The 22,646-nt window shown below is 38.0% G+C and carries 20 protein-coding genes; 2 read left to right on the top strand and 18 right to left on the bottom strand.

Features of this window, described 5'->3' with window-relative positions; translation table 11 throughout:
- Window positions 1–91 precede the first annotated feature (91 nt).
- Both eno and CXF85_RS10570 read right to left on the bottom strand, forming a co-directional pair.
- Window positions 92–1,390: a phosphopyruvate hydratase gene (gene eno, locus CXF85_RS10575; protein ID WP_101228500.1), complete on the bottom strand. Its 1,299-nt coding sequence runs from the start codon at window positions 1,388–1,390 to the stop codon at window positions 92–94.
- Window positions 1,391–1,546: 156 nt separating this feature from the next.
- Window positions 1,547–3,175 (bottom strand): CTP synthase, encoded by a 1,629-nt coding sequence (locus tag CXF85_RS10570; RefSeq protein WP_101228499.1) that lies wholly within the window; start codon window positions 3,173–3,175, stop codon window positions 1,547–1,549.
- Between the two features lie 352 nt (window positions 3,176–3,527).
- Between CXF85_RS10570 and CXF85_RS10565 the strand changes: the two genes are divergently transcribed.
- The gene (locus tag CXF85_RS10565) at window positions 3,528–4,124 is read left to right on the top strand and encodes a DUF4202 domain-containing protein (RefSeq protein ID WP_101228498.1); all 597 of its coding nucleotides are present in this window, start codon (window positions 3,528–3,530) and stop codon (window positions 4,122–4,124) included.
- 85 nt (window positions 4,125–4,209) lie between these two features.
- Here CXF85_RS10565 and CXF85_RS10560 read toward each other — a convergent pair whose 3' ends face one another.
- The 5 genes from CXF85_RS10560 to rlmD all read right to left on the bottom strand — a co-directional run bounded on the left by CXF85_RS10560 (window position 4,210) and on the right by rlmD (window position 9,909).
- Window positions 4,210–4,662, bottom strand: coding sequence for a YbaN family protein (locus CXF85_RS10560; protein ID WP_232771152.1), 453 nt, complete (start codon window positions 4,660–4,662; stop codon window positions 4,210–4,212).
- 25 nt (window positions 4,663–4,687) lie between these two features.
- On the bottom strand, window positions 4,688–5,287 hold the full coding sequence (locus CXF85_RS10555) for an RNA methyltransferase (RefSeq protein WP_101228496.1): 600 nt from the start codon (window positions 5,285–5,287) through the stop codon (window positions 4,688–4,690).
- A gap of 44 nt (window positions 5,288–5,331) precedes the next feature.
- Window positions 5,332–6,177 (bottom strand): nucleoside triphosphate pyrophosphohydrolase, encoded by an 846-nt coding sequence (gene mazG, locus CXF85_RS10550; RefSeq protein WP_101228495.1) that lies wholly within the window; start codon window positions 6,175–6,177, stop codon window positions 5,332–5,334.
- 64 nt (window positions 6,178–6,241) lie between these two features.
- Window positions 6,242–8,455, bottom strand: coding sequence for a GTP diphosphokinase (relA, locus tag CXF85_RS10545; protein ID WP_101228494.1), 2,214 nt, complete (start codon window positions 8,453–8,455; stop codon window positions 6,242–6,244).
- Between the two features lie 50 nt (window positions 8,456–8,505).
- A complete protein-coding gene (rlmD, locus tag CXF85_RS10540) occupies window positions 8,506–9,909 on the bottom strand; it encodes a 23S rRNA (uracil(1939)-C(5))-methyltransferase RlmD (RefSeq protein ID WP_101228493.1) in 1,404 nt (467 codons plus the stop codon).
- Window positions 9,910–10,090: 181 nt separating this feature from the next.
- Between rlmD and barA the strand changes: the two genes are divergently transcribed.
- Window positions 10,091–12,940 (top strand): two-component sensor histidine kinase BarA, encoded by a 2,850-nt coding sequence (barA, locus tag CXF85_RS10535; RefSeq protein WP_101228492.1) that lies wholly within the window; start codon window positions 10,091–10,093, stop codon window positions 12,938–12,940.
- Window positions 12,941–13,055: 115 nt separating this feature from the next.
- On the opposite strand, the gene CXF85_RS10530 is transcribed toward barA, so the two are convergent.
- From CXF85_RS10530 to rpoE, 11 genes are all read right to left on the bottom strand, one after another.
- Window positions 13,056–13,307: a hypothetical protein gene (locus CXF85_RS10530; protein WP_101228491.1), complete on the bottom strand. Its 252-nt coding sequence runs from the start codon at window positions 13,305–13,307 to the stop codon at window positions 13,056–13,058.
- 137 nt (window positions 13,308–13,444) lie between these two features.
- A complete protein-coding gene (gene pdxJ / locus CXF85_RS10525) occupies window positions 13,445–14,185 on the bottom strand; it encodes a pyridoxine 5'-phosphate synthase (protein ID WP_101228490.1) in 741 nt (246 codons plus the stop codon).
- A gap of 74 nt (window positions 14,186–14,259) precedes the next feature.
- Window positions 14,260–15,015 carry a DNA repair protein RecO gene (gene recO / locus CXF85_RS10520; protein ID WP_101228489.1) on the bottom strand — a complete coding sequence of 252 codons (756 nt, stop codon included), beginning with the start codon at window positions 15,013–15,015 and terminating at the stop codon, window positions 14,260–14,262.
- Between the two features lie 14 nt (window positions 15,016–15,029).
- A complete protein-coding gene (gene era, locus CXF85_RS10515) occupies window positions 15,030–15,947 on the bottom strand; it encodes a GTPase Era (protein ID WP_101228488.1) in 918 nt (305 codons plus the stop codon).
- A 3-nt stretch (window positions 15,948–15,950) separates the two neighbouring features.
- Complete coding sequence (gene rnc / locus CXF85_RS10510) at window positions 15,951–16,724, bottom strand: ribonuclease III (RefSeq protein ID WP_157829081.1); 774 nt, start codon at window positions 16,722–16,724, stop codon at window positions 15,951–15,953.
- A gap of 44 nt (window positions 16,725–16,768) precedes the next feature.
- Complete coding sequence (lepB, locus tag CXF85_RS10505) at window positions 16,769–17,701, bottom strand: signal peptidase I (RefSeq protein ID WP_101228486.1); 933 nt, start codon at window positions 17,699–17,701, stop codon at window positions 16,769–16,771.
- Between the two features lie 88 nt (window positions 17,702–17,789).
- Window positions 17,790–19,580: a translation elongation factor 4 gene (gene lepA / locus CXF85_RS10500; protein ID WP_101228485.1), complete on the bottom strand. Its 1,791-nt coding sequence runs from the start codon at window positions 19,578–19,580 to the stop codon at window positions 17,790–17,792.
- 120 nt (window positions 19,581–19,700) lie between these two features.
- Window positions 19,701–20,180 carry a SoxR reducing system RseC family protein gene (locus CXF85_RS10495; RefSeq protein WP_101228484.1) on the bottom strand — a complete coding sequence of 160 codons (480 nt, stop codon included), beginning with the start codon at window positions 20,178–20,180 and terminating at the stop codon, window positions 19,701–19,703.
- A gap of 4 nt (window positions 20,181–20,184) precedes the next feature.
- On the bottom strand, window positions 20,185–21,189 hold the full coding sequence (locus CXF85_RS10490; RefSeq protein ID WP_101228483.1) for a MucB/RseB C-terminal domain-containing protein: 1,005 nt from the start codon (window positions 21,187–21,189) through the stop codon (window positions 20,185–20,187).
- Between the two features lie 56 nt (window positions 21,190–21,245).
- Window positions 21,246–21,956: a sigma-E factor negative regulatory protein gene (locus CXF85_RS10485; protein WP_101228482.1), complete on the bottom strand. Its 711-nt coding sequence runs from the start codon at window positions 21,954–21,956 to the stop codon at window positions 21,246–21,248.
- Window positions 21,957–22,002: 46 nt separating this feature from the next.
- A complete protein-coding gene (gene rpoE / locus CXF85_RS10480) occupies window positions 22,003–22,629 on the bottom strand; it encodes an RNA polymerase sigma factor RpoE (RefSeq protein ID WP_101228592.1) in 627 nt (208 codons plus the stop codon).
- Window positions 22,630–22,646: the final 17 nt, after the last annotated feature.

Below are 22,646 nucleotides of genomic sequence, written 5' to 3'. Positions count from 1 at the left end.
GTAATAAGAACAAGGCACATGCACGGAGTTGACGTTAGTCAATGAGTACATGTAACGCTGTTATTTTACCTAGAAACAAAGGTATTAATTATTATTGGCCTTTCACTTCTGATAGACCATTAAATATAGCTTTATCACCTAAGAACTCTTCAATACGTAATAATTGATTGTACTTAGAAACACGGTCAGAACGACATAAAGAACCGGTCTTGATTTGACCAGCAGCAGTACCTACCGCTAAATCAGCGATAGTTGCATCTTCAGTTTCACCTGAACGATGAGAGATAACAGCAGTAAAACCAGCATCTTTAGCCATTTTGATAGCAGCTAACGTTTCAGTTAATGTGCCGATTTGGTTAAATTTGATTAAGATAGAGTTACCAATACCGTTTTCAATACCACGCGCTAAAATCTTAGTGTTGGTAACGAACAAATCATCACCAACGATTTGAACTTTATCACCAAGTAAATCAGTTTGGTATTTGAAACCATCCCAATCTGACTCGTCTAAGCCATCTTCAATTGAAACGATTGGGTATTCTTCACAAAGCGTAGCTAAGAAATCAGAAAATTCGTTCGCTGTAAATTGCTTGCCTTCGCCAGTAAGGTCATAAATACCTTTATCTGCATCGTAAAATTCAGAAGCAGCACAATCCATTGCTAAGGTAACGTCTTTGCCTAATTCGTAACCCGCAGCTTCAACTGCTACTTTAATTACCGCTAATGCTTCAGCGTTAGATGCTAAATCAGGTGCAAAACCACCTTCATCACCAACAGATGTACTCATACCTTTTGAAGATAATACTTTTTTAAGTGCGTGGAAAATTTCAGCACCCATACGTAACGCTTCACGGAAACTTTTAGCGCCAACAGGCTGAACCATAAATTCTTGGATATCAACATTGTTATCAGCATGCTCACCACCGTTGATGATGTTCATCATTGGTAATGGTAATGAGTAAACACCTGGCGTGCCATTTAAGTCAGCGATGTGTTCGAATAATTGAACTTTCTTTTCGTTTGCAGCCGCTTTAGCATTTGCTAAAGAAACAGCAAGAATTGCGTTAGCACCAAATTGCTCTTTATTTTCTGTGCCATCTAAATCGATCATGATTTGATCAATGTTAGCTTGGTCTAAAGCACTTTGACCGATAAGCGCTGCTTGAATGTTAACATTTATTGCTGCAACAGCTTTTAATACGCCCTTACCTAAATAGCGTGCTTTATCACCGTCACGTAGTTCTAATGCTTCACGTGAGCCTGTTGATGCACCAGAAGGAGCAGCGGCACGACCAAAGGCACCTGATTCAAGATACACATCAGCTTCTACTGTTGGGTTACCACGAGAATCCATGATTTCACGTGCTAAAATTTTGCTAATTTTTGACATTATCATTCCTAGTAATTTTTATGATGCTCAAACAAAGTGTTGAGCAATAAAGTTAATTTTAAATCTTGCTATGGCTACATACGCATAGCCTAATATTCTTCATATACTTAAAGCAAAAACCGCAGCAATAGCTACGGTTTTATATGGTGTTTTCGGTTAGCTTTTTTGCAGTTCAAAACTGGCTGCAACAAAGCTTTCGAATAACGGGTGACCATCACGTGGAGTAGAATTAAACTCAGGATGAAATTGACCCGCAATAAACCATGGGTGATCCGCTATTTCAATCACCTCAACTAAACTTTTATCTGTCGATAAGCCCGAGAAAATCAAACCAGCTTTGCTTAATTGTTCTCGGTAGTTATTATTTACCTCAAAACGATGACGATGTCTCTCATTGATTGTTTCACTACCATATACGTCGCAAGCCTTGGTACCTTTCACCAAGTGGCACAATTGTGAGCCTAAGCGCATAGTGCCACCTAAATCTGATTGCTCATTTCTGTACTCAACCTGACCTTCTTCGTCTAACCATTCACTGATTAAACCAACCACTGGAAACGGTGTTTCTTTATTAAATTCAGTACTATGTGCGTCAGTTAAACCGGCAACATTACGTGCAAATTCAATTAAGGCTACTTGCATACCTAGACAAATACCTAAATAAGGTACTTTATTTTCACGCGCATATTGTGCCGTTAAAATTTTACCTTCAACACCACGTTCGCCAAAACCACCTGGAACTAATATCGCATCAAGGTCAGCTAAAATTTCAACACCTTTGACTTCGACATCTTGCGAGTCAATGTATTTGATATTAACAGTAACTTGGTTTTTAAGACCTGCGTGTTTTAATGCTTCGTTTACAGATTTGTATGCATCAGGTAATTCAGTATATTTACCTACCATACCAATTGTCACTTCACCGATAGGATTTGCCTCATGGTAAAGCACTTCTTCCCATTCAGTTAAATCGGCTTCTGGTACGTCTAAACCAAAGCGCTTAACAACTATTTCATCTGTACCTTGCGCTTTAAGTAAAGCTGGGATCTTATAAATACTGTCAACATCACGCATTGATACAACCGCTTTCTCTTCAACATTAGTGAAGAGAGAGATCTTAGCGCGTTCCGCATTAGGGATAGCACGGTCTGAACGACATACTAAAATGTCAGGGAATATACCAATAGAGCGTAAATCTTTCACTGAGTGTTGTGTAGGCTTAGTTTTTATCTCACCGGCAGCGGCCAAATATGGCACTAAGGTCAAATGCATAAACATAGCACGATCACGCCCTACCTCTAATGCCAATTGACGAATAGCTTCTAAGAAAGGTTGTGATTCCATATCACCAACCGTTCCGCCGATTTCAACCATAGCGATATCGTAACCTTCAGCACCTTCAATAACACGACGCTTAATATCGTTCGTGATATGAGGTATAACCTGAATAGTAGCACCTAAGAATTCACCTTTACGCTCGCGCGCTAAAACATCTTGGTAAATTCGCCCCGAGGTAAAGTTATTACGTTTGGTCATTTTGGTGCGAATGAAGCGCTCATAGTGACCTAAATCAAGATCAGTTTCCGCGCCATCTTCAGTAACAAAAACCTCACCATGTTGTATTGGGCTCATGGTACCTGGATCAACGTTAATATACGGATCAAGTTTTAGCATGGTAACTTTTAAACCACGCGCTTCAAGAATTGCTGCCAATGAGGCTGCGGCAATGCCTTTACCAAGAGACGATACTACACCGCCAGTTACAAAAATATATCTAGTTGTCATGTTTACACCGATGTCAGAAGAAACAGAATTTTGTGCTTAATTTGTTAATATTTATAAACTTTATATCAATTTAACTTTTATATATGACGTTATATTTCTGTATTAAAGAAGACTTAAATACAATATTTACGTAAATATTAAGGTGTTGAAATAGGAGTTTTGTCAAACAAGCAGGACGGGAAAGTATTATACGTATAATCCAGTGAAACAACAATAACAACAGACCATCACAGCTATAAAATTGTTTGTTTATTGTGGTTTTCTGTATTGATTGAAACCTGTCTGATTCTTTTTTATCAGTAACACGTATAATGGTGCTACTTTCCTTAATTAAACCGTGGTTTATTTTAAAATGACTAGTGAAAATTTAAACAATACCTTAGCCGCCATTGACGAAATTAATCGCCAAGATCCGAATACAATATTATCTAACGATATTAGCCAAGCAAAAGAGTTAGTTTACGGACAACAAATGACTGATTGCTTAAAACAATATTGGCCTGAGTCAAATGAACTATTACAAATTGCCGTTCGAGCGCAACATATAAAACGTTGGCAGCTAAAGCGAACTGAGTTTAGCGAAGGGAAAACTGGGTACTATCAATGGAGAATTGCACAAGGTAAATTTCATGCTGAGTTAACGGCAAATATTATGCTTGAACAAGGTTACACTACAGATCAGTCAGAGCAATGTGCTGCGATTATCCGAAAAGAAAACTTGAATACAAATAGTGATAGCCAAACTTTAGAAGATGTAGCCTGTTTAGTTTTTCTTATGCATTACTTTGATGAGTTTGCGGCAAAATATACCGAACAAGATAATGAAGCTAAAATTGTTCGTATTGTGCAACTTACCTGGAAGAAAATGTCAGAACAAGCACATGATATTGCTTTAGGTTTAACACTACCTGAACATTTAGGCGTGATAGTTACTAAGGCACTTTCTTAGAATATAACTAAATAAACGCTCTATTACTCAAAATAATAAATGCAGCTTATCTCGTTAAATCATTTAGATAATCTGCACAAATTTATTATTTACTCAAAGGTAAACGAGCTACAAAAATAAAGGGTCCAATGATTAACGCAACAACAAGCGCTGTTAACATTGCACTTTGCAACATAAAAGCTGACCAGCATACTGAAAGGACCATTGTTAATAATGCAATACGTTTCGCTTTTCTAGGAATGCTACGGTATTTTTGCCAATCATGAATCATTGGGCCAAAGGTTTTATTTGCTAGTAACTTTTGTTGCATGCGCGGTGAAGATTTGGCAAAACAGGCTGCCGCCATGATTAGAAAAACAGTGGTTGGTAACACTGGTAATATAGCACCCAATATAGCTAAACCAACACAAAAGAGTCCTGTGACGTTCAACAGTAAAATTTTTACTTTACTCTGAACCGATGGTGAAACAGGACAGGAACTAATGTTTATCTTTACATCTGTGGTCACTTCTTGCTCAGTACTAATCATTCTTTCCATATATGATTACTCACATTTAAGGTGGTTAATTGCCGATGTCAGTTTTAACTTTTGATGTGTTATTAGTATCACGACTTTTTCTAATCAACGCATTGTCAGCCAACATTGAGTCTTTCTGATTAGTCAAAGATTTTGCTAATCGGTCATAAAGCAAAACATTGACCGTTGCCGCTAAGTTCATACATCCCACAGTTGGCACATAAACGACATCATCAGCTATATCAATAACATCTTGTTTTATTGAACTATCTTCAGGACCGAAAATATAAACAGCCTGCTCTGGATGAACAAAGTGTGGCAACGGTGTTGCGCCTTCCACTAAGTCTACACAAATTATTTTAGCAGACGATGGAATACTTTCCAGTGAGTCTTTAAGACTTATAAAACTTTCTACCTGCAATAACGGGATTTTATCCCTCATATTGAAGGTATCAGTTTGTAATGTATGCTTATGATATTCAGCCGCTTTTGCATAGCGATTACCGTTATAAATGATTTGGTCCGCTTGATAACAACCCACGGCACGCATTACTGCACCAACATTAGTTGGTGTTTTTGGATTAGTTAGCGCTATGGTCACGTGTGCTTTATTTGGAACGTTTTTTTCTGTCATATTGTCGGTCATATTCAATGTCTTATTTCTGGGTACAAGCGTATCTAGGATTCTTCCTAACCTTGCTTTTCTTGGATTTTAACTTGCTGCCAATAGTTTTCTAATTCAGCTAAGTCATGTTCAGTAAAGGTTTTACCTGATTGATTTACTTGCGCTTCGACGCCAACGAAGCGTCTGGTAAACTTTTTATTCGCTAAGCGAAGTAGTGTTTCAGGGTCTTCTTTAGCGTGACGACATAAGTTTACTACTGCAAACATTAAGTCACCTATCTCTTCGGCTAGTGCTTTTTTATCAAGAGAGTCAGCTTCTAACTCCTCCTTAACTTCTTGCACTTCTTCTTCAATTTTAGCAAAGACATCGGTCATGTTATCCCAATCAAAGCCAACATGAGAACATCGCTTTTGAATTTTTGCAGCTTGAGACAAAGCGGGTAAATTTTTAGGAATATCGGCTAAGATACTTAAATTAGTTAAATCACTTGAACCAGCGCTACTTCCCATTTGCTTTTGGTTTTTTTGCTGTCTTTCTAGCGTCTTCTCATTTTCCCAATTGGTCTTAATTTCTTCATCGGTTTGTAAATTCGCCTGAGCGAATACGTGCGGGTGACGTCGAATAAGTTTTTCACAGATTGCCGCAATTACGCTATCAAAGTCAAAGTGCTGCTGTTCTTTACCTAACTGGCTATAAAAAACCACCTGAAATAGTAAATCGCCAAGCTCCTTCTCAAGTTCGACAAAGTCACCTTGTTCAATAGCATCAACGACTTCATAAGCTTCTTCTAGGGTATGACTGGTTATAGAAGCGAAATCCTGTTTCATATCCCACGGACAACCCGTTTCTGGGTCACGTAACTCAGACATAATCCAACGTAGTTTGTTTATTGAGGCTTGTTCATTTAGCATTATAATTACTTCTTTTTCACGTGTATCGTTCTTGAGGCGCCAGCTTACTTAGGTAAGATAAAAACTAAAGCCGTCTGACCTGCGTAACATCATCTAATTGGCGTAATTTGTCTAAAACTCGTGTTAATAACTCACTACTGGCAACTTCTAATTTGAGGTTCATGCTCACCGTTTGTTTAACTTTGTCGGTATTACTATCCATGCCAACAATGCTAACTCTTTCGTTAGCGATGATGGTAGAAATATCGCGTAATAAACCTTGTCTATCACTGCCAACAATTTGAGCTGAGGCTTGATAGCTTTGTTTATTATCACTACCCCATTGCACTTCAACTAAACGTTCGGGTTGTAAATTAAGTGCATTAGCTAATTGTTCGCAATCTTGCCTATGTACAGAGATACCTCTTCCTTGGGTGATAAAGCCAGAGATGGTATCACCCGGAACGGGCTGGCAACATTTAGCCATATGCGTAAGCAAGTTACCAACACCAGAAACAGTGATACCATTATCGTCTTGCGCTAAGGCTTTATTCGTTGAACTTTGTTTAACTAAACTTTGTGGATCTATTTCAGGCGCTGGCTTTAATTTGCTATCAAGCTGGGTAAAGTGGTTAACGACTTGCTGTAATCGTGCATTACCCGTACCTATCGCCGCATAAAGATCATCAACGGTTTTCATATTAAAACGTTTTGCTGCCGCTAATAAGTCTATCGTCGCAATATCATGCTTAGCTATCTCACTCTCAAATAGCTCTTTGCCTTGGGCAATGTATTTATCTCTATCGAGTAATTTAAAAAAGTGCTGAACTTTAGCGCGAGCACGTGAAGAGTAAATATAATTTAAATTAGGATTAAGCCAATCACGGCTCGGATTAGGTTGCTTACTTGTTAGTACTTCGACTTGATCACCAGTTTGTAGCTGGTGAGTAAAAGGCACAATTTTGCCAAACACTTTAGCGCCAATACAGCAATGACCAACATTGGAGTGAATGTAATAGGCAAAATCTAACGGAGTTGCTCCCATAGGTAAATCAATAACATCGCCACCTGGGGTAAAGACATAAATACGATCTTCAAACACCTGACTTCTCAATTCATCAAGTAATTCACCGCTTTCAGCAACATCATCTTGCCATTGTAATATTTTTCTTAACCAGCCGATTTTGTCATCAAAGCTATTAGTTTTACCGCTCGCCTGACCTTCTTTGTAACGCCAATGCGCCGCAACACCAAGTTCAGCATCGTCATCCATTTGCTTAGTTCTGATTTGTACTTCGACCGATTTTCCTTCAGGCCCTAATACCACGGTATGAATAGATTGATAACCGTTGCCTTTCGGGGTTGCTACATAATCAGAAAACTCTTTGGCAATATGTTGCCACTCGGTATGGACAATACCCAAGGCTGAGTAACAATCCTGCACTTTTTCGACCACAACTCGTACTGCTCGAACATCAAACAGCTGCTCAAAATCAAGTGACTTTTCCTGCATCTTCTTCCAGATGCTATAGATGTGTTTAGGGCGGCCATAAACCTCACCATTGATTGATAAAGCATTGAGTTCATTATTCAAATGACCTACAAAACTGGCCATGTATTGTTCTCGTTCTAGACGTGTTTCATCTAAAAGCTTAGCAATTTTTTTATAAACCTGCGGGTGAAGGTAACGAAATGAAATATCTTCGAGTTCCCACTTTAATTGGCCTATACCCAAACGGTTCGCCAGTGGTGCATAGATATTCGCGCTCTCTTTTGCTACCAGTACACGTGTTTCTTCATCACTATTTTTCTTTTCACGCAAATCACATAAGCGCTCAGCCAACTTGATCACTACAGCGCGAACATCATCTACCATCGCCAGTAACATACGACGAATATTATCTATATTTTGTGGATCTTGGCCATTCGACAGATTACTTTGTTGGCGCAAGGCTTTAATCGCGGCCATCTGCTCAACACCTTGGCAAAGCATAAGGATATCTTTAGAAAAGTGTTCCTTAACAAATTCTATATCAACAATATTGTTCGCTAATAAAGGAGCAATAAATGCCGCGACTAACGAATCTGCATCGAGATTTAAACCACTTAAAATCTCAACCATTTCCATGCTCTTGTTAAGCAACTCGAGCTTTTCTGACTCTTCATGCTGATAGCAGTTGGATACCTGTAACCATAAAGCTGACAAAGCATTGGCTTTTACATCGGTCAACGCTAAACTGGTTAACCATTGCTCAAAACTTTGTACTGTTATCTGATGTGATTTACGTACGGAAACCATGGGTATCCCTTTATCTTTGAAAGCGGTTTAATGTTATTTTATAATAAATATTATCGAGTAAACAATACCATAGTCTCAACATGCTTGGTTTGTGCAAACATATCCATGATTGATATTTTCTCAAGTTTGTAGCCCTTAGAAACAAGTATTGCACTATCTCTTGCTAAGGTAGCGGGATCACAGCTGACATATAAGATGCTAGGTATTTTTAATTTAGCGATTTGATGCATTGCTTCTTCTGCGCCAGCTCTTGCTGGATCAAGTAAAACTTTATCAAAAACCTGTGCTTTAGCCCATGATTCTAATAACCAATTACTATTCAAGTCTTGCTGGTAGAATTGGCAATTATCAAAGCCATTTGTCTGAGCGTTATGAGTAGCTTTATCAACCATCACTTGCACCCCTTCAACACCAACAACCCCTTTTGCCAGTTTTGCCAGCGCTAAGCTGAAGTTTCCTAGACCACAAAATAAGTCCAATACATTATCGCTAGGTAAAACATTTAACCAAGCTAAAGCTTGGCTAATCATGGCATTATTAACCTCATGGTTAATTTGAATAAAATCACCACTCGAAAAATAAATTTTACTGTTATCCACTAATTCATAGGAAAGTACAGGGGAACTAATGCCTTTGAGGCTATCAAGCGACTCTTGCTTGTCACCATTATCAATAATGACATGCCAGTCATGTTTCTGAGCATAGGATTGCCAAAGCCCAATATCAGCTTTGTTCATTGTCCTTAGTTGACGAACAACGAGAACAACCTGATTATCTTTTTGACTTTTATTTTCCGCATTTGTCTCAATAATATCAGCGTGAATAACTTCTATATGGCCAATTGCTGATTTTACCGTAAGTTCTGCTAATAGCTTTTTTAGCAATGGAAAGATAACATTAAGGGGTTCCACTAACACAGGGCATGACTTTATCGCTGCTAACTGGTTGGTCGATTTTTGTCTAAAACCAATAGTTGCTTGGGCTTTTTTGTCAAATTGTACGCCTATACGCGCTTTACGACGATAGTGCCAAGGGCTACTTTTTATCGCCGCGTGCCAAGGCAGGTCTTTTTCCGCTAAGTTTTTGACTACATTTTGATCACTAAAACAACGTGAGAAAAGTTCGCTAACTTTACTTTGCTTAAAATCGAGTTGCGCGGCCATATCAAACATTTGCAGGTCACAGCCGCCACAAAGTCCGAAGTGCTGACATTGAGGTGTAACACGACTGTCACTTGGATTGCTAATAGAGATCAGTTTTGCACGAGCGTATTTATTCTTTTGCTCGATAATCTTCACCTCAACCAATTCATTAGGTAAAGCTCCTGATATAAATACTGGTTTATTTTGCCAACGGGCAACACCTACACCGTTCATATCCAGTTTATCAACAGTCACGGTCAATCGCTGATTTGACGCTTGTGGTTTTACTGCAGCTTTAAAATAATTTGCCATTTTCACCCTAGAATTTACGCTAACTTTATTGACGCTTGTTTATTTTGGAAAAGCTTATACCAATCGGACCAATTTATAGCCGCTTATGAGACTATTTATGTTAAGTTGGATAATCGATTAGATCGCTAATTATTTCAGTGGGTATTTTACCCTAAATTTATCAGAAAAGTTCAACAAAAAAATGCATAAAATAAGCCTGAAAGACTGGGTTATCATACTCACTATCATCCCAACTACCCTAATCGGCTTTGGTTTAGCCAGTTATTTTTCCTATAGCCGCTCTGTTGAACTAAATGACTTCCTTGAACAACGTGCTAAAAGCATCATTGAACCGATTGCAATTGCCAGTAAAGACCCTTTACTGAACAAAAACAGAGATAAACTTCGTCAGCTAATCGGCTTCACTCACCGCAACCAATCAAGCATTGTTAAAAGTATTGTGGTTTTTACTGAAGATAACCAAGTGTTTGTTACCAGCGCATATCATGGTGATACTAATCTAATGCGGCTAAAGGCGGGAACAGACTTACCAACCCACACTGCCCTTCAACCTTTATCTGACTTTATAATATTTAGAACTCCTATTATCGATGAAAACTATAACTATCAAGCGAATAAAAACTTAACCGCAACCGATAATCCACAATATAATTCGACTTCCAATAACTCAAAACCTGTGATTATTGGTTACATAGCGATGCAAATTGATAAAAGCCACCTCAACTTTCAACAACAAAGCCAATTTATAATCGCTTTTTCCTTTGCTTTATTAGGCTCCTTACTTAGCGCTATCTTTGCAATCAGGCTTATTAAAAAAGTCACTAAACCGATTAACTCGATGGTACAAGCAATTGAGAGGATTAGAGAAGGAAAACTAGAAAGTAGAGTTAGTGGCCAACTCATTGGAGAGCTTAATTTTTTAAAGAGTGGCATTAATGCCATGGCACAGTCACTCGACAGTTACCAAAATGAAATGCATGCCAGTATAGATCAAGCCACTATAGATTTAAGGGAAAGCTTAGAGCAATTTGAAATTCAGAACGTTGAATTGAGTATTTCTAAACGTAAAGCGCAAGAAGCCAATAAGGTAAAGTCAGAGTTCTTAGCCAATATGAGCCATGAGTTACGTACACCACTCAATGGTGTAATAGGCTTTACTCGACAAGTACTGAAAACGCCACTTACTGAAAATCAGCGCGATTATTTACAGACCATTGACCGTTCTGCAAATAATTTATTGACCATCATTAATGATATTCTCGATTTTTCTAAACTTGATGCCGGTAAAATGGTTATTGAAAATATTCCTTTTTCTTTAAGGGAGTCCATTGAAGATACCCTTACTTTATTAGCGCCAACTGCCCATAAAAAGAATATTGAATTATCGATAAATATTCCGCAAGAATTACCCGACTCTCTTGTCGGTGATACCATGCGAATCAAGCAAATAGTCACCAACTTAATCAGTAATGCAATAAAATTTACCCCGCAGGGCTGTGTTGCTGTCGATATAACCAGTGAAGAAATAAACCAGAAAAACATTAAATTAAAAGTCACGGTTAACGACACAGGTATTGGCATGACGACCAATCAGCAAAGAACCATTTTTGATGCTTTCACCCAAGCAGACCAAAGTATCACTCGCTTATATGGTGGTACCGGTCTAGGGCTGGTAATTTGTCAACGACTAGCACAAGAGATGACTGGCGATATAGGCTTTACCAGTGAAAAAAATAACGGCTCTAGTTTTTGGTTTACATTTCAATGTGAAATTAATGCTATGCCGTTAATGTTCGAGTTAGATAACCAGCATTTAGCAACTAAAACGGTACTCTACTTTGAAGAAAATGATCACAGTCGCCAAGCAACTAAAAACATATTAAAGCATTGGAAAATGCGTGTTACCAGTGTAATAAACAAACATCAATTATCACAAGTACTCTCACATAGTAGTCAAGCTGAACGAGGTTTTGATTATGTACTTATTGGCCATAACCAAACCGCTACGGCATTGAGTGATCTCAAAAAAACCATAGCCCAGTTAATGCCCCTTTCTGAGCAGATACATGTCGCTTTAAATAATAATTCACCAAGTTTACAAGAAGCATTGATTGCCAGTGGCGCTGTTAGTTGTATGAGTAAACCGCTAACACCAAGTGCTTTAAGTCGAGCATTACAACCAACTATAGAAGCAAAGGCAGAACGACTGACGCTAAATGCGCCTATTGGTAATATATTGCCAATAAAAGTTTTAGCTGTTGATGATAATGAGGCCAACTTAAAATTGATTAAAGCACTACTGTTAGAGCAAGTAGCGGAAGTCGTGGTCGCCGATAATGGTTTAATCGCTATAGAGCTTTGTAAAGTGGAGACCTTTTCTTTAATTTTCATGGACATTCAAATGCCAATTATGGACGGTATTAGTGCTCTAAAAGAAATAAAGCTGTTAGATAATAATAACAATAACACGCCTATCATAGCCGTTACCGCTCATGCATTAAGTGGTGAAAGAGAGAAAATGCATCAGCAAGGCTTTAATGCTTATATGACAAAGCCAATAGATGAAACGATGTTACGTCATATTATTTATGAATACTGTGACTTTAATCACCTAGTAACTCCTGCCGTGCCTTTAATATCAAGCAACATCATTGCTCAGGCAGAACAACAAGCAAAAGTCATTGATTGGCCCCTAGCACTTAAGCGTAGTGCTAATAAAGTCGATTTAGCCAAAGAGATGTTTCTAGGTTTAGTAGAGAGCTTACCCGAAATTCAGCAAAGTATCAGTGAAGCAATTGAAGCTCAAGACATAGCTTCGATTAAGCGTTTAGTCCACAAACTCAATGGCACTTGTTGTTATACTGGTGCGCCTAACCTAGCGAAGATTACGACTCAATTAGAGACTCAGTTAAAGATGGGATTAAATTTAGAAGAGCTTGAACCTGAATTCCTAGAGTTTTTTGAACATATAGAACAGGTTTTATTTGCTGTACCTGAGGCACTAAAAGAAATGAGTGCAAAGAATATTTAATCTCAACACTGTTTAATTTGAATTGAGTTAGCCTTCCTAAAATAAAAAAAGCAACAGAGACTGTTGCTTTTTTTTTCGGATATTTAACTATTTTTTAATAGTTAAATATTGATAGTTAACGAATTATAATGTTTGGCGAAGTATCTATATCTCCATCCTCAGAAATTACGGCAACACCGCTACTACACTGAAGTACCGCTAAACTTTCATTGCTTTCCTTATCTTTACGAACAAAGGTCAACTCATAGCCAAATTTCCCCAAGCTACTTGCCGAAAACTTTTGTGCTAATGATAATTTATCCCACCAAACTGACTGCTCCGGAGCTTCCCTTCTTCGCTCTAGCATTGGTTTCATGTTTGTCTGCATTATTAATCCTCACTTAGCTTATGCTGAGTCCTTTCTGCACTCTATCTCTTAAAGTATAGACTATAATTTAAGCAAATATAAAATAAATGGTCAAAAAAATAGTGTTTTTAATAATGCATAGTCACACTACTTTTATACTAGGAGTTATATGACCTTGCTTCTAACATCAATTGCTTCATATCTCGAACTGCTTTATCTAAGCCATCAATAACTGCACGTGCGATTATGGCATGTCCAATATTTAGTTCGATAATTTCTTTAATCGCTGCAATGGGTTTCACATTGAAATAATTTAAGCCATGACCAGCATTAACTTTTAGCCCTAAACTATGTGCATACTTAATGCCTACCGTTAAGCGCTCAAGCTCTATTTGCTGTTCTTCCTCTGAGGTCAAGTCAGCATAGTGTCCAGTATGGATTTCTATATAAGGCGCTTTACTAGCAAGTGCAGCATCAATTTGTGCTTTATCAGCATCAATAAATAAACTTACCGCGATACCTGCTGCTGTTAACTGTTTAGTTGCTTGAGTAATTTTATCTAATTGCCCGACAACATCTAAGCCCCCTTCTGTTGTTAGCTCTTCACGTTTTTCTGGCACTAAACAACAAAAAACGGGTTTCACATCACAAGCTATCGCTATCATTTCATCAGTTACAGCCATTTCAAAGTTCATACGAGTGTGTAACGTCTGCTTTAATACGTGAATATCTCGATCTTGGATGTGACGTCTATCTTCGCGTAGGTGCACGGTAATACCATCGGCTCCGGCATGCTCTGCAACACTCGCGGCATAGACTGGATCAGGATAATTAGTACCACGGGCTTGTCTTAGTGTGGCTATATGGTCAACGTTTACACCTAATAATAATTCAGACATTTTTAATCTCTTTTTAATTTTATTGAATACTTTATTGATTACTTTATTGAATATTTTATGACGTTCGAAATAACTTAACTGTATGCTTTATTGGCAAAAAGTTTACGGCTATTTAATGGTTTATTCCCTAATAGCTGATTTATAACCTGACGCATTAACAACTTAAAGGTATAACTAACGTCTTCTGTCACCTCACTTTCAGATAACGAGCTTTCAGTTAATGAGTTTCCGGATAAAGAACTTTGATATAGATATCCCCGTTGAGCAATGGCTTGTAAATGGCTTCTTTCGAAGCATTGGGCACTATTTTTTGGGGAATAACTATATGCAGGAACAAAGCCTTGCTCGGCGATATAATGAAAGTATTTAACATCCTGCTCAAATACAGGACTAAAGTCAAATGACAGTCCTAACTCTTCAAGTAGTGCTAGTTCAAATAAACGTAAATGGGGGGCTATTTCTTCGCCTTGAGCTAAGGCGATTAACGTTGCTTGATATTGAAAGAATAATTGCTGACAAGCAATGTGCTCAGTTAATAAACGAATCAGTAATTCATTAATATAAAAAGAGCTAAACAGACTATGCTTTATCAGCGAATATGATTTTGCAATAGAATCAATGTGGGTGATTTGTTTAACATTACCTTGGCCTTTCAATGTTAATCTTAGCGGTAAAAAAGGCTGAATTAAGCCTTTTTTAATAGAACGCTTAGATTGACCAACATAAACTAAAGCAGTCAGTTTACCATCGTGCTCTGTTAATAAATCAACTATCTGCTGATTTTCCCGGTACGGTCGACTATGCAAAACAAAGGCGTTTTGTTCAATCATTTACCGTACACCTATTAACCAGAGTAATCATCACCATAACCTAAGCTACGTAATGCTCGTTCATCATCAGCCCAACCTGATTTTACTTTTACCCAGGTTTCAAGGAAGACTTTACTCTCAAACAAATTTTCCATATCTCGTCTGGCTTCTTGGCCAATGGTTTTCAAACGCTCGCCTTTATTGCCAATAACCATACGTTTTTGGCTATCTCGTTCAACTAATATAAGTGCATTTATATGAATAATTCCCTTATCATCCATCTTAAATTGCTCTATCTCTACCGTGATAGAGTAAGGTAACTCATCACCCGTAAAGCGGATCAGCTTCTCACGAATAATTTCAGAAGCCATAAAGCGACTAGAGCGATCAGTGATGTGATCTTCAGGGAACCAGAAAACGCCTTCCGGCAGGGATGATATACATAATTGGCGAATGGTATCAACGCCATGGCCTTTAGTCGCACAAATAGGCACGATATCTCTAAAATCATGCATTTCACCTAATTTTTGTAAGTGAGGCAATAACTCATCTTTATCTGGGATATTATCAGTTTTATTAACCACCAATATACATGGCGTGCCACTTTGCCTAACTTTAGATAACACTAACTCATCATCTTGGGTCCAATGAGTCCCTTCCACTAGAAACATGATTAATTCAACTTCCGCAATTGAGCTACTAGCTGCACGGTTCATTAACCTGTTTATTGCACGTTTTTCTTCTGTGTGTAAACCCGGAGTATCAACTAATACTGCTTGTCTATTCTCTTCGGTCAAAATCCCTAAAATACGATGACGAGTCGTTTGTGGTTTTTTAGAGGTAATACTAATTTTTTGCCCTAACAAGGCATTTAATAACGTTGATTTACCAACATTTGGGCGACCGACAATAGCAATTAAGCCTGCATAGGTTTTTGAGGTATCGTTTTGCATAATTTATTTTCTCAGGCTGCTTTTTTTACTTAGGTTACTTTTAGTATGTCGGGGATTTGCTAATTTAGCTTGCTTTGACGGCTTTATTTTCACTTCTTTCTCTTGTTCAATTAAGGCAAGTATCTGCTGCGCAGCCTCTTGTTCTGCCTTTCTACGACTCGTTCCTTTAGCCACCACCACTTCACTGATCACAGATGTTTCACATCGTACAGTAAACTCTTGGTTATGAGACTGCCCTGTTGTATCAATCACTTCATAACTAGGAAGAGGTATCTTTCTTCCTTGCAAGAATTCTTGAAGGCGTGTTTTGGGATCTTTTTGTTCATTACCTGGTTTAATTACCGTCAAACGTTTATCAAACCAACTTAAGATAAGTTCTTTGCAACGCTCAATAGTCGAGTCAAGATACACAGCACCAATAATGGCTTCAATGGCATCTTCTAATATTGACTCACGACGATGGCCGCCACTTTTTAACTCACCTGGTCCTAATATCAAACATTCGCCTAAATTAAAGTCACGCGCCAGTTCTGCTAAAGTGACTCCTTTAACTAAACTAGAACGCATACGAGTAAGGTCACCCTCGTCATGTTTTGGGAACTTATCATAAAGCGCCTCAGCAATAACAAAACCTAAGATTGAGTCCCCTAAGAACTCAAGTCTTTCATTATGGGCACCTTTAGCACTACGATGAGTTAGTGCTTGCACTAACAATGCCGGTTCATTAAATTCATAACCAAGCTTTTTGGTTAATCTAGCAAGATTATGTGGATTAATATTCACGATATAGCTCTTTGTGCCATGTAAAAAAAGTGACCATGTTAAATAATTGCGCCTATGCGATCAAAACGGACACCTGTTGGTAACCATTGAGGTAAAAAACTGTCTGCATTTCTATCGAAATCAAAACTCATCCATATTGCAACCGCTTCACCGACAAGGTTATCTTCAGGTACAAAACCCCAAAAACGCCCATCTAAAGAATTATCACGGTTATCACCCATAACAAAGTAATGCTTTGCTGGCACCAAGAACTCATCTGCTGCAGTCCCTGACTGTTGGAAATAGTGCGCTACTCGGGGTAACGTTGGCGCATCATTTAATATCTGATGGCTTTTATTGAACATTTTTGATTCAAATTGATTCATACCTGATTCAGCATCAGGTCCGGTATATTGACCCACAAGATTTGCCTGTATTTGTTCGAAGTCTGGACATTTAGTATCAGATTCTTGGCAAGCTCGTTTGATATAAAGTGATTTATTACGGTAGATAATTCGATCACCTGGTAAGCCAATTACCCGCTTAATAAAGTCAACTCTTGGGTCTTCTGGATATTTGAAAACGACAACATCACCATGCTCAGGCAAGCCATTTTCAAGGAATTTATGTCTTACAACAGGATCTTTCAAGCCATAATTGAATTTATTCACTAAAATAAAGTCACCATCAAGTAAGGTCGGCATCATTGACCCCGATGGTATTTGAAATGGCTCGTACAAAAAAGAGCGTAAAATTAAGACAAAGGCAATCACTGGAAAGATTTGTATTGCTGTATCTACTAAAGGCGACGGCTCTGATAACGTTGCTAGGGTTTCTGGTGTTAATTCAGCAGCACAAGACTCTTTGGCGGCAAGTTGCGCGAAGCTAGCTTTTAATTTACGTTGTGGTGCTAAATAAAATTTATCAGCAAACCAAACCATCCCTGTTAATACCGTAATTATCACTAAGATAATCGAAAAATAAACGGCCATATTATTCCTACTTTAAAATGCTATTAGGTAAGTTTAGCGACAACGTTTATTTGCCATCGCTACTTTTTAAATTAACTTAACGGCTAAACTAACTATCAAGCTTAAGAACGGCTAAGAACGCTTCTTGTGGTACTTCAACATTGCCCACTTGCTTCATACGTTTTTTACCATCTTTTTGCTTTTGTAAAAGCTTCTTCTTACGACTGATATCACCACCATAACATTTAGCAGTAACGTTTTTACGTAACTGTTTTACTGTAGTACGCGCAATAACATTACTGCCAATAGCCGCTTGAATAGCGATATCAAACATTTGACGATGTATTAACTCTTTCAGTTTATCAACCAACAAACGTCCACGGGCAACCGAGTTTGCTCTGTGAGTGATCATAGCTAAAGCATCAACACGATCACCGTTAATCATCACATCTACACGAACCATGTCCGCAGGTTCAAAGCGGATGAAGCTGTAATCTAACGAAGCATAACCGCGACTTGTTGACTTAAGCTTATCGAAGAAGTCCATTACCACTTCAGCCATAGGTAATTCATAAGTAACAGCAACTTGGTTTCCATGATAAATTAAATCTTTTTGTACACCACGTTTTTCAATACAAAGCATAATCACACTGCCTAAATACTCTTGTGGTACTAAGATATTTGCTTGAACAATTGGCTCTCTAATTTCATCAATATTATTAATTGCTGGTAAATCAGAAGGGTTATCTATAGAGATAACTTCACCGCTTGTACAGGCTATTTCATAGTTTACTGTTGGCGCTGTAGTTATAAGATCTAAATCATATTCACGCGCTAAACGTTCTTGTATGATTTCCATATGCAACATACCAAGGAAACCAATACGAAAACCAAAACCTAACGCTGATGAGTTTTCTGGTTCAAAAAATAATGACGCATCATTCAGGCTTAACTTGTTTAACGCATCTCTGAAATTTTCATAATCATCAGAACTTATCGGGAAAATACCTGCGTAAACTTGTGGTTGTGCTTTTTTAAAGCCAGGTAACGCTATTGCTGTTTCTTTTTTACTGATAGTGATGGTATCACCTACTGGTGCACCATGAATTTCTTTAATACCAGCAATAATAAAACCAACTTCACCCGCTCTTAATACACCTGTATCTGTTTGCTTTGGTGTAAATATGCCGACTTTATCGATTTGGTGGACTTGTCCTGTAGACATGACCAACATTTTATCGCCTTTTTTAACTTCACCATTGATAACACGAACCAGTGAAACAACGCCTTGATAATTATCAAACCATGAGTCAACAATTAACGCTTGTAGCGGTTCATCTACACTGCCTTTAGGAGAAGGAATGTTTTTAACAATTGTTTCTAAAACATTTTCAATACCAATACCCGTTTTAGCTGAACAAGTTACCGCATCTGTAGCATCGATACCTATGATATGTTCAATTTCTTCACATACACGTTCTGGATCGGCTTGAGGTAAATCAATTTTATTCAAAATTGGTAAAACCTCTAAATCCATTTCTAGTGCGGTATAACAGTTAGCAACCGTTTGTGCTTCAACACCTTGTCCGGCATCAACAACAAGTAATGCACCTTCACAAGAAGCTAATGAGCGTGATACTTCATAAGAAAAATCAACATGTCCTGGCGTGTCGATAAAGTTTAGTTGGTAAATTTCACCATCTTTCGCTTTATAATCTAAAGTAACACTCTGCGCTTTGATTGTTATGCCACGCTCTCGTTCAATATCCATTGAATCAAGAACTTGTGCTTCCATTTCACGCTCTTGTAAGCCACCGCAATGCTGAATTAAACGGTCAGAAAGTGTTGATTTACCATGATCGATGTGGGCAATAATTGAGAAGTTTCGAATATTTTTCATAAAAGGCAGTCAAATAAAGGGCGTTAAAATAATATAATGACGTGATTTTAACGAATTTAGTGCCTTGGGGCTATCTTTTGTTCAGATATCTTTTGTTTCAAGCGGTAACAGCCTAAATCATCATTTACTGAGGTTTGTAGAAGGAATAACTTCGATTATTTTAGGTTGTAAATTTTCGCTTTGCTTACCTTGTTTTTGCTGATACTTAGCCAGTCTATAACCTAAATATCCTCCGGTAATACCAAGCCCTAAAGCATATAATTCATGAGGTAATATTTGCTGTTTTAATAACCATTGACCAACCGCTGAAAAAGTAATTAAACCAAGTAGAGGTAATAGATAAACTTGACCAGCACTCGACAAAATGTGTTTTTCCGGTAAAGCTAAAACAACACAGTCACCCTGCTTTAATTGCTTTCCTGTTGTCTTTATATCATAAGGTAAAGTCAGAGTAAGTTTAGCTTGTGGTAGCGCTTTAGCAATTTGCCCGCTACCGCAGGTATCAACTTGCGCGCAACCACTACAAGTTGATTTTATTTGACTCGTGACGGTAACTTGTCCTGCATCAATAGCAACAACATTAGCCAATTCTTTAATCATCTGACTATTCTCTTACAGACGGTTGAGAGTCGTCTTTTATCTTCTCAACCTTTAATGGAACAATTGATTCTGCAATTTTTTTGGCCGTTGCAACAGGAATATCACCAACCACGCCAACTTCAACTCCTTGGACTATCTGGTTAAATACCATTGTAGCGCCATCACTAGCGTATTCAGGTGCTCTAAACTTTTCTATACTTGAGTTCACATAGACAGAGACTTCAGTTAAACCGTCCGAAAACAACATAAAATCAACGGTTTTATCATCACCGCGATTACGGCTATTCAAATTATGTTGGTTTGATTTAACTACTGAAAACCCCTGTGGCAGCCAATCCACTTGCCAAGAAAGTGCTTTGTTTTGGGTTTGATTAGTTAGCTGCATGACATCAGGTAATTCAGTTATCTGCAGTTGTGCCAAGTTTTCTGATAACTGGTCATTTACTTCAATGTGAGTAAATTGAATTTGCTCTAATAGTTGTCCTTGACGTGTAAGTATCGCCATTTTTAACAGCAAACCGGTTTTCTGATCAAGCCAAAGCCAATAGCTAAAACGATATTTATCTTTTGCGACAATACGAACAAGTTGAGCGACGCGCCCCAATACCCGGCTGCGACCAACAGAAATGAACCGGTAACTTTCTTCAAGCTCGGTTATATCACCGCGAAATATTGTAGGAATTGGGCCTCGAACATCAGTAGAGATGAGAGAGTAGGCTTCTTGCTCAGGTTCAATATAACTAACAATCGCCCCTTGACGTAGTACATCACGACGAGGACCATTTAGACGAGTGAAAATTTCTAATTCTTGATCATTTTCACCAATGCCATGTAACCAATGATAGGGCTCGGCTTGATTATTTTTAACCACGACAAAGGAGGTAGTGAAATTAAGTTGACGTAATGATTGGGAAAGTCGCTCTAGCCAAAGTTTTGCTGACTCTGTATCAGCAGCTATAGCTGATACATTAAAGCTAAACAGCAATAAAAAAAGTGCCGGTAATTTCATAAATTCTCGTAGATGATGGCTGAAAGTTTAATTATCAACTAATTCAGCCAATCACGCTATTGATTACTACCTAATTTCACTTGTTGGTTATGATCGGTTAGCAGCGCTTGCAAACGACGTTGTTGTGCAACTCTTTCAGAAGCTACCTGTTCATTCATTGCTTGTTGTGTTTGTTGTTTACTTTGAAGGCTTGGCTCTGGTTGGGCCGATTGAACGTTAAAACTAACAGGATTAGCATAACCTGTTAATGGTACCGTTTGTACTACTTGACTAGGTGTTACTAAGTCATTACTACCAACGTTATGCTGAACACCAACAATCATTAAAGCTGCAGCAGAAGCAGCAATAGCAACTTGCCCCATCGGCTTAACTAAAGCAGATATTTTGGCTTTAAAACGATTTGTTGCATCAATAACTCGATTATTACTTTGTGTCTCTTCAACTTTATGAATAGTAATGCTCTCATCAGATGATGAATCAATACTTTCGGCCAAAATCTGAGAAAAACCTTGAGTAGAAGAGTTAGGTGACAATATCGTTGCTTCTTGAGCAATTGCCGCTGAAATTGTTTTGCTTAAATCTAGCTGTAATGACTGTGGCACTTCATCACGTAAAACATCACCTATTAAATGATAGTTTTGCCACGTACTTGATAAGTGTTCATCCTTAAGCATATTATCAACTAAATGCGCACTAACACTATCATCTGCTGATGGAGAGTAATTATCGACTAATGAAGATACTGACTCTGATTTAATTTCACTCATATTTTACCTTAAAAAAACTTAGTTAATTTTTGCTTTCACAAATGACTTAATTATTTTTCTGCAACAGGGGTCTGATCTTCTTATCGATTGCATCACGTGCTCTGAAAATACGTGAGCGTACAGTGCCAACAGGACACTCCATTATCGTCGCAATCTCTTCGTAACTTAAACCTTCAATTTCTCGAAAGTTAATGGCTAAGCGCAGATCATCTGGTAACGACTCCATGGTGCTGAAAATAACTTTTTTAATTTCGGCTGTAAGTAATATCTTTTCTGGTGAAGCAGTTTCTCGTAGCGCACCACCGGTATCATAAAGTTCTGCATCAGTAATTTCGACATCATTACTTGGTGGCTTACGACCTAATGCTACACTGTGGTTTTTTGCACAATTGACAGCAATACGATAAAGCCAAGTATAAAAAGCACTATCACCTCTAAAGTTTGGCAATGCTCGATATGCTTTAATAAACGCTTCTTGAACGATATCAGGAACATCACTATGATTCTTAACATAGCGACTCACTAGGTTTGCAACCTTATGCTGATATTTTGTTACCAGTAAGTTAAACGCATTTTTATCGCCACGCTGAACCCGCTCAACTAATTGTTGATCTATATTTGGTTCAATTTTTTGAGGCATATCTTTTAACACTGACAATTGATTTGTACTCATATTTTCCATTGCTCGTA

It is taken from the genome of Colwellia sp. 75C3, assembly GCF_002836255.1.
In the GTDB taxonomy this organism is placed as follows: domain Bacteria; phylum Pseudomonadota; class Gammaproteobacteria; order Enterobacterales; family Alteromonadaceae; genus Colwellia.
The sequence above is the reverse complement of the archived record's forward strand: the minus strand, read 5'-3'. Positions and strand labels throughout refer to the sequence as shown.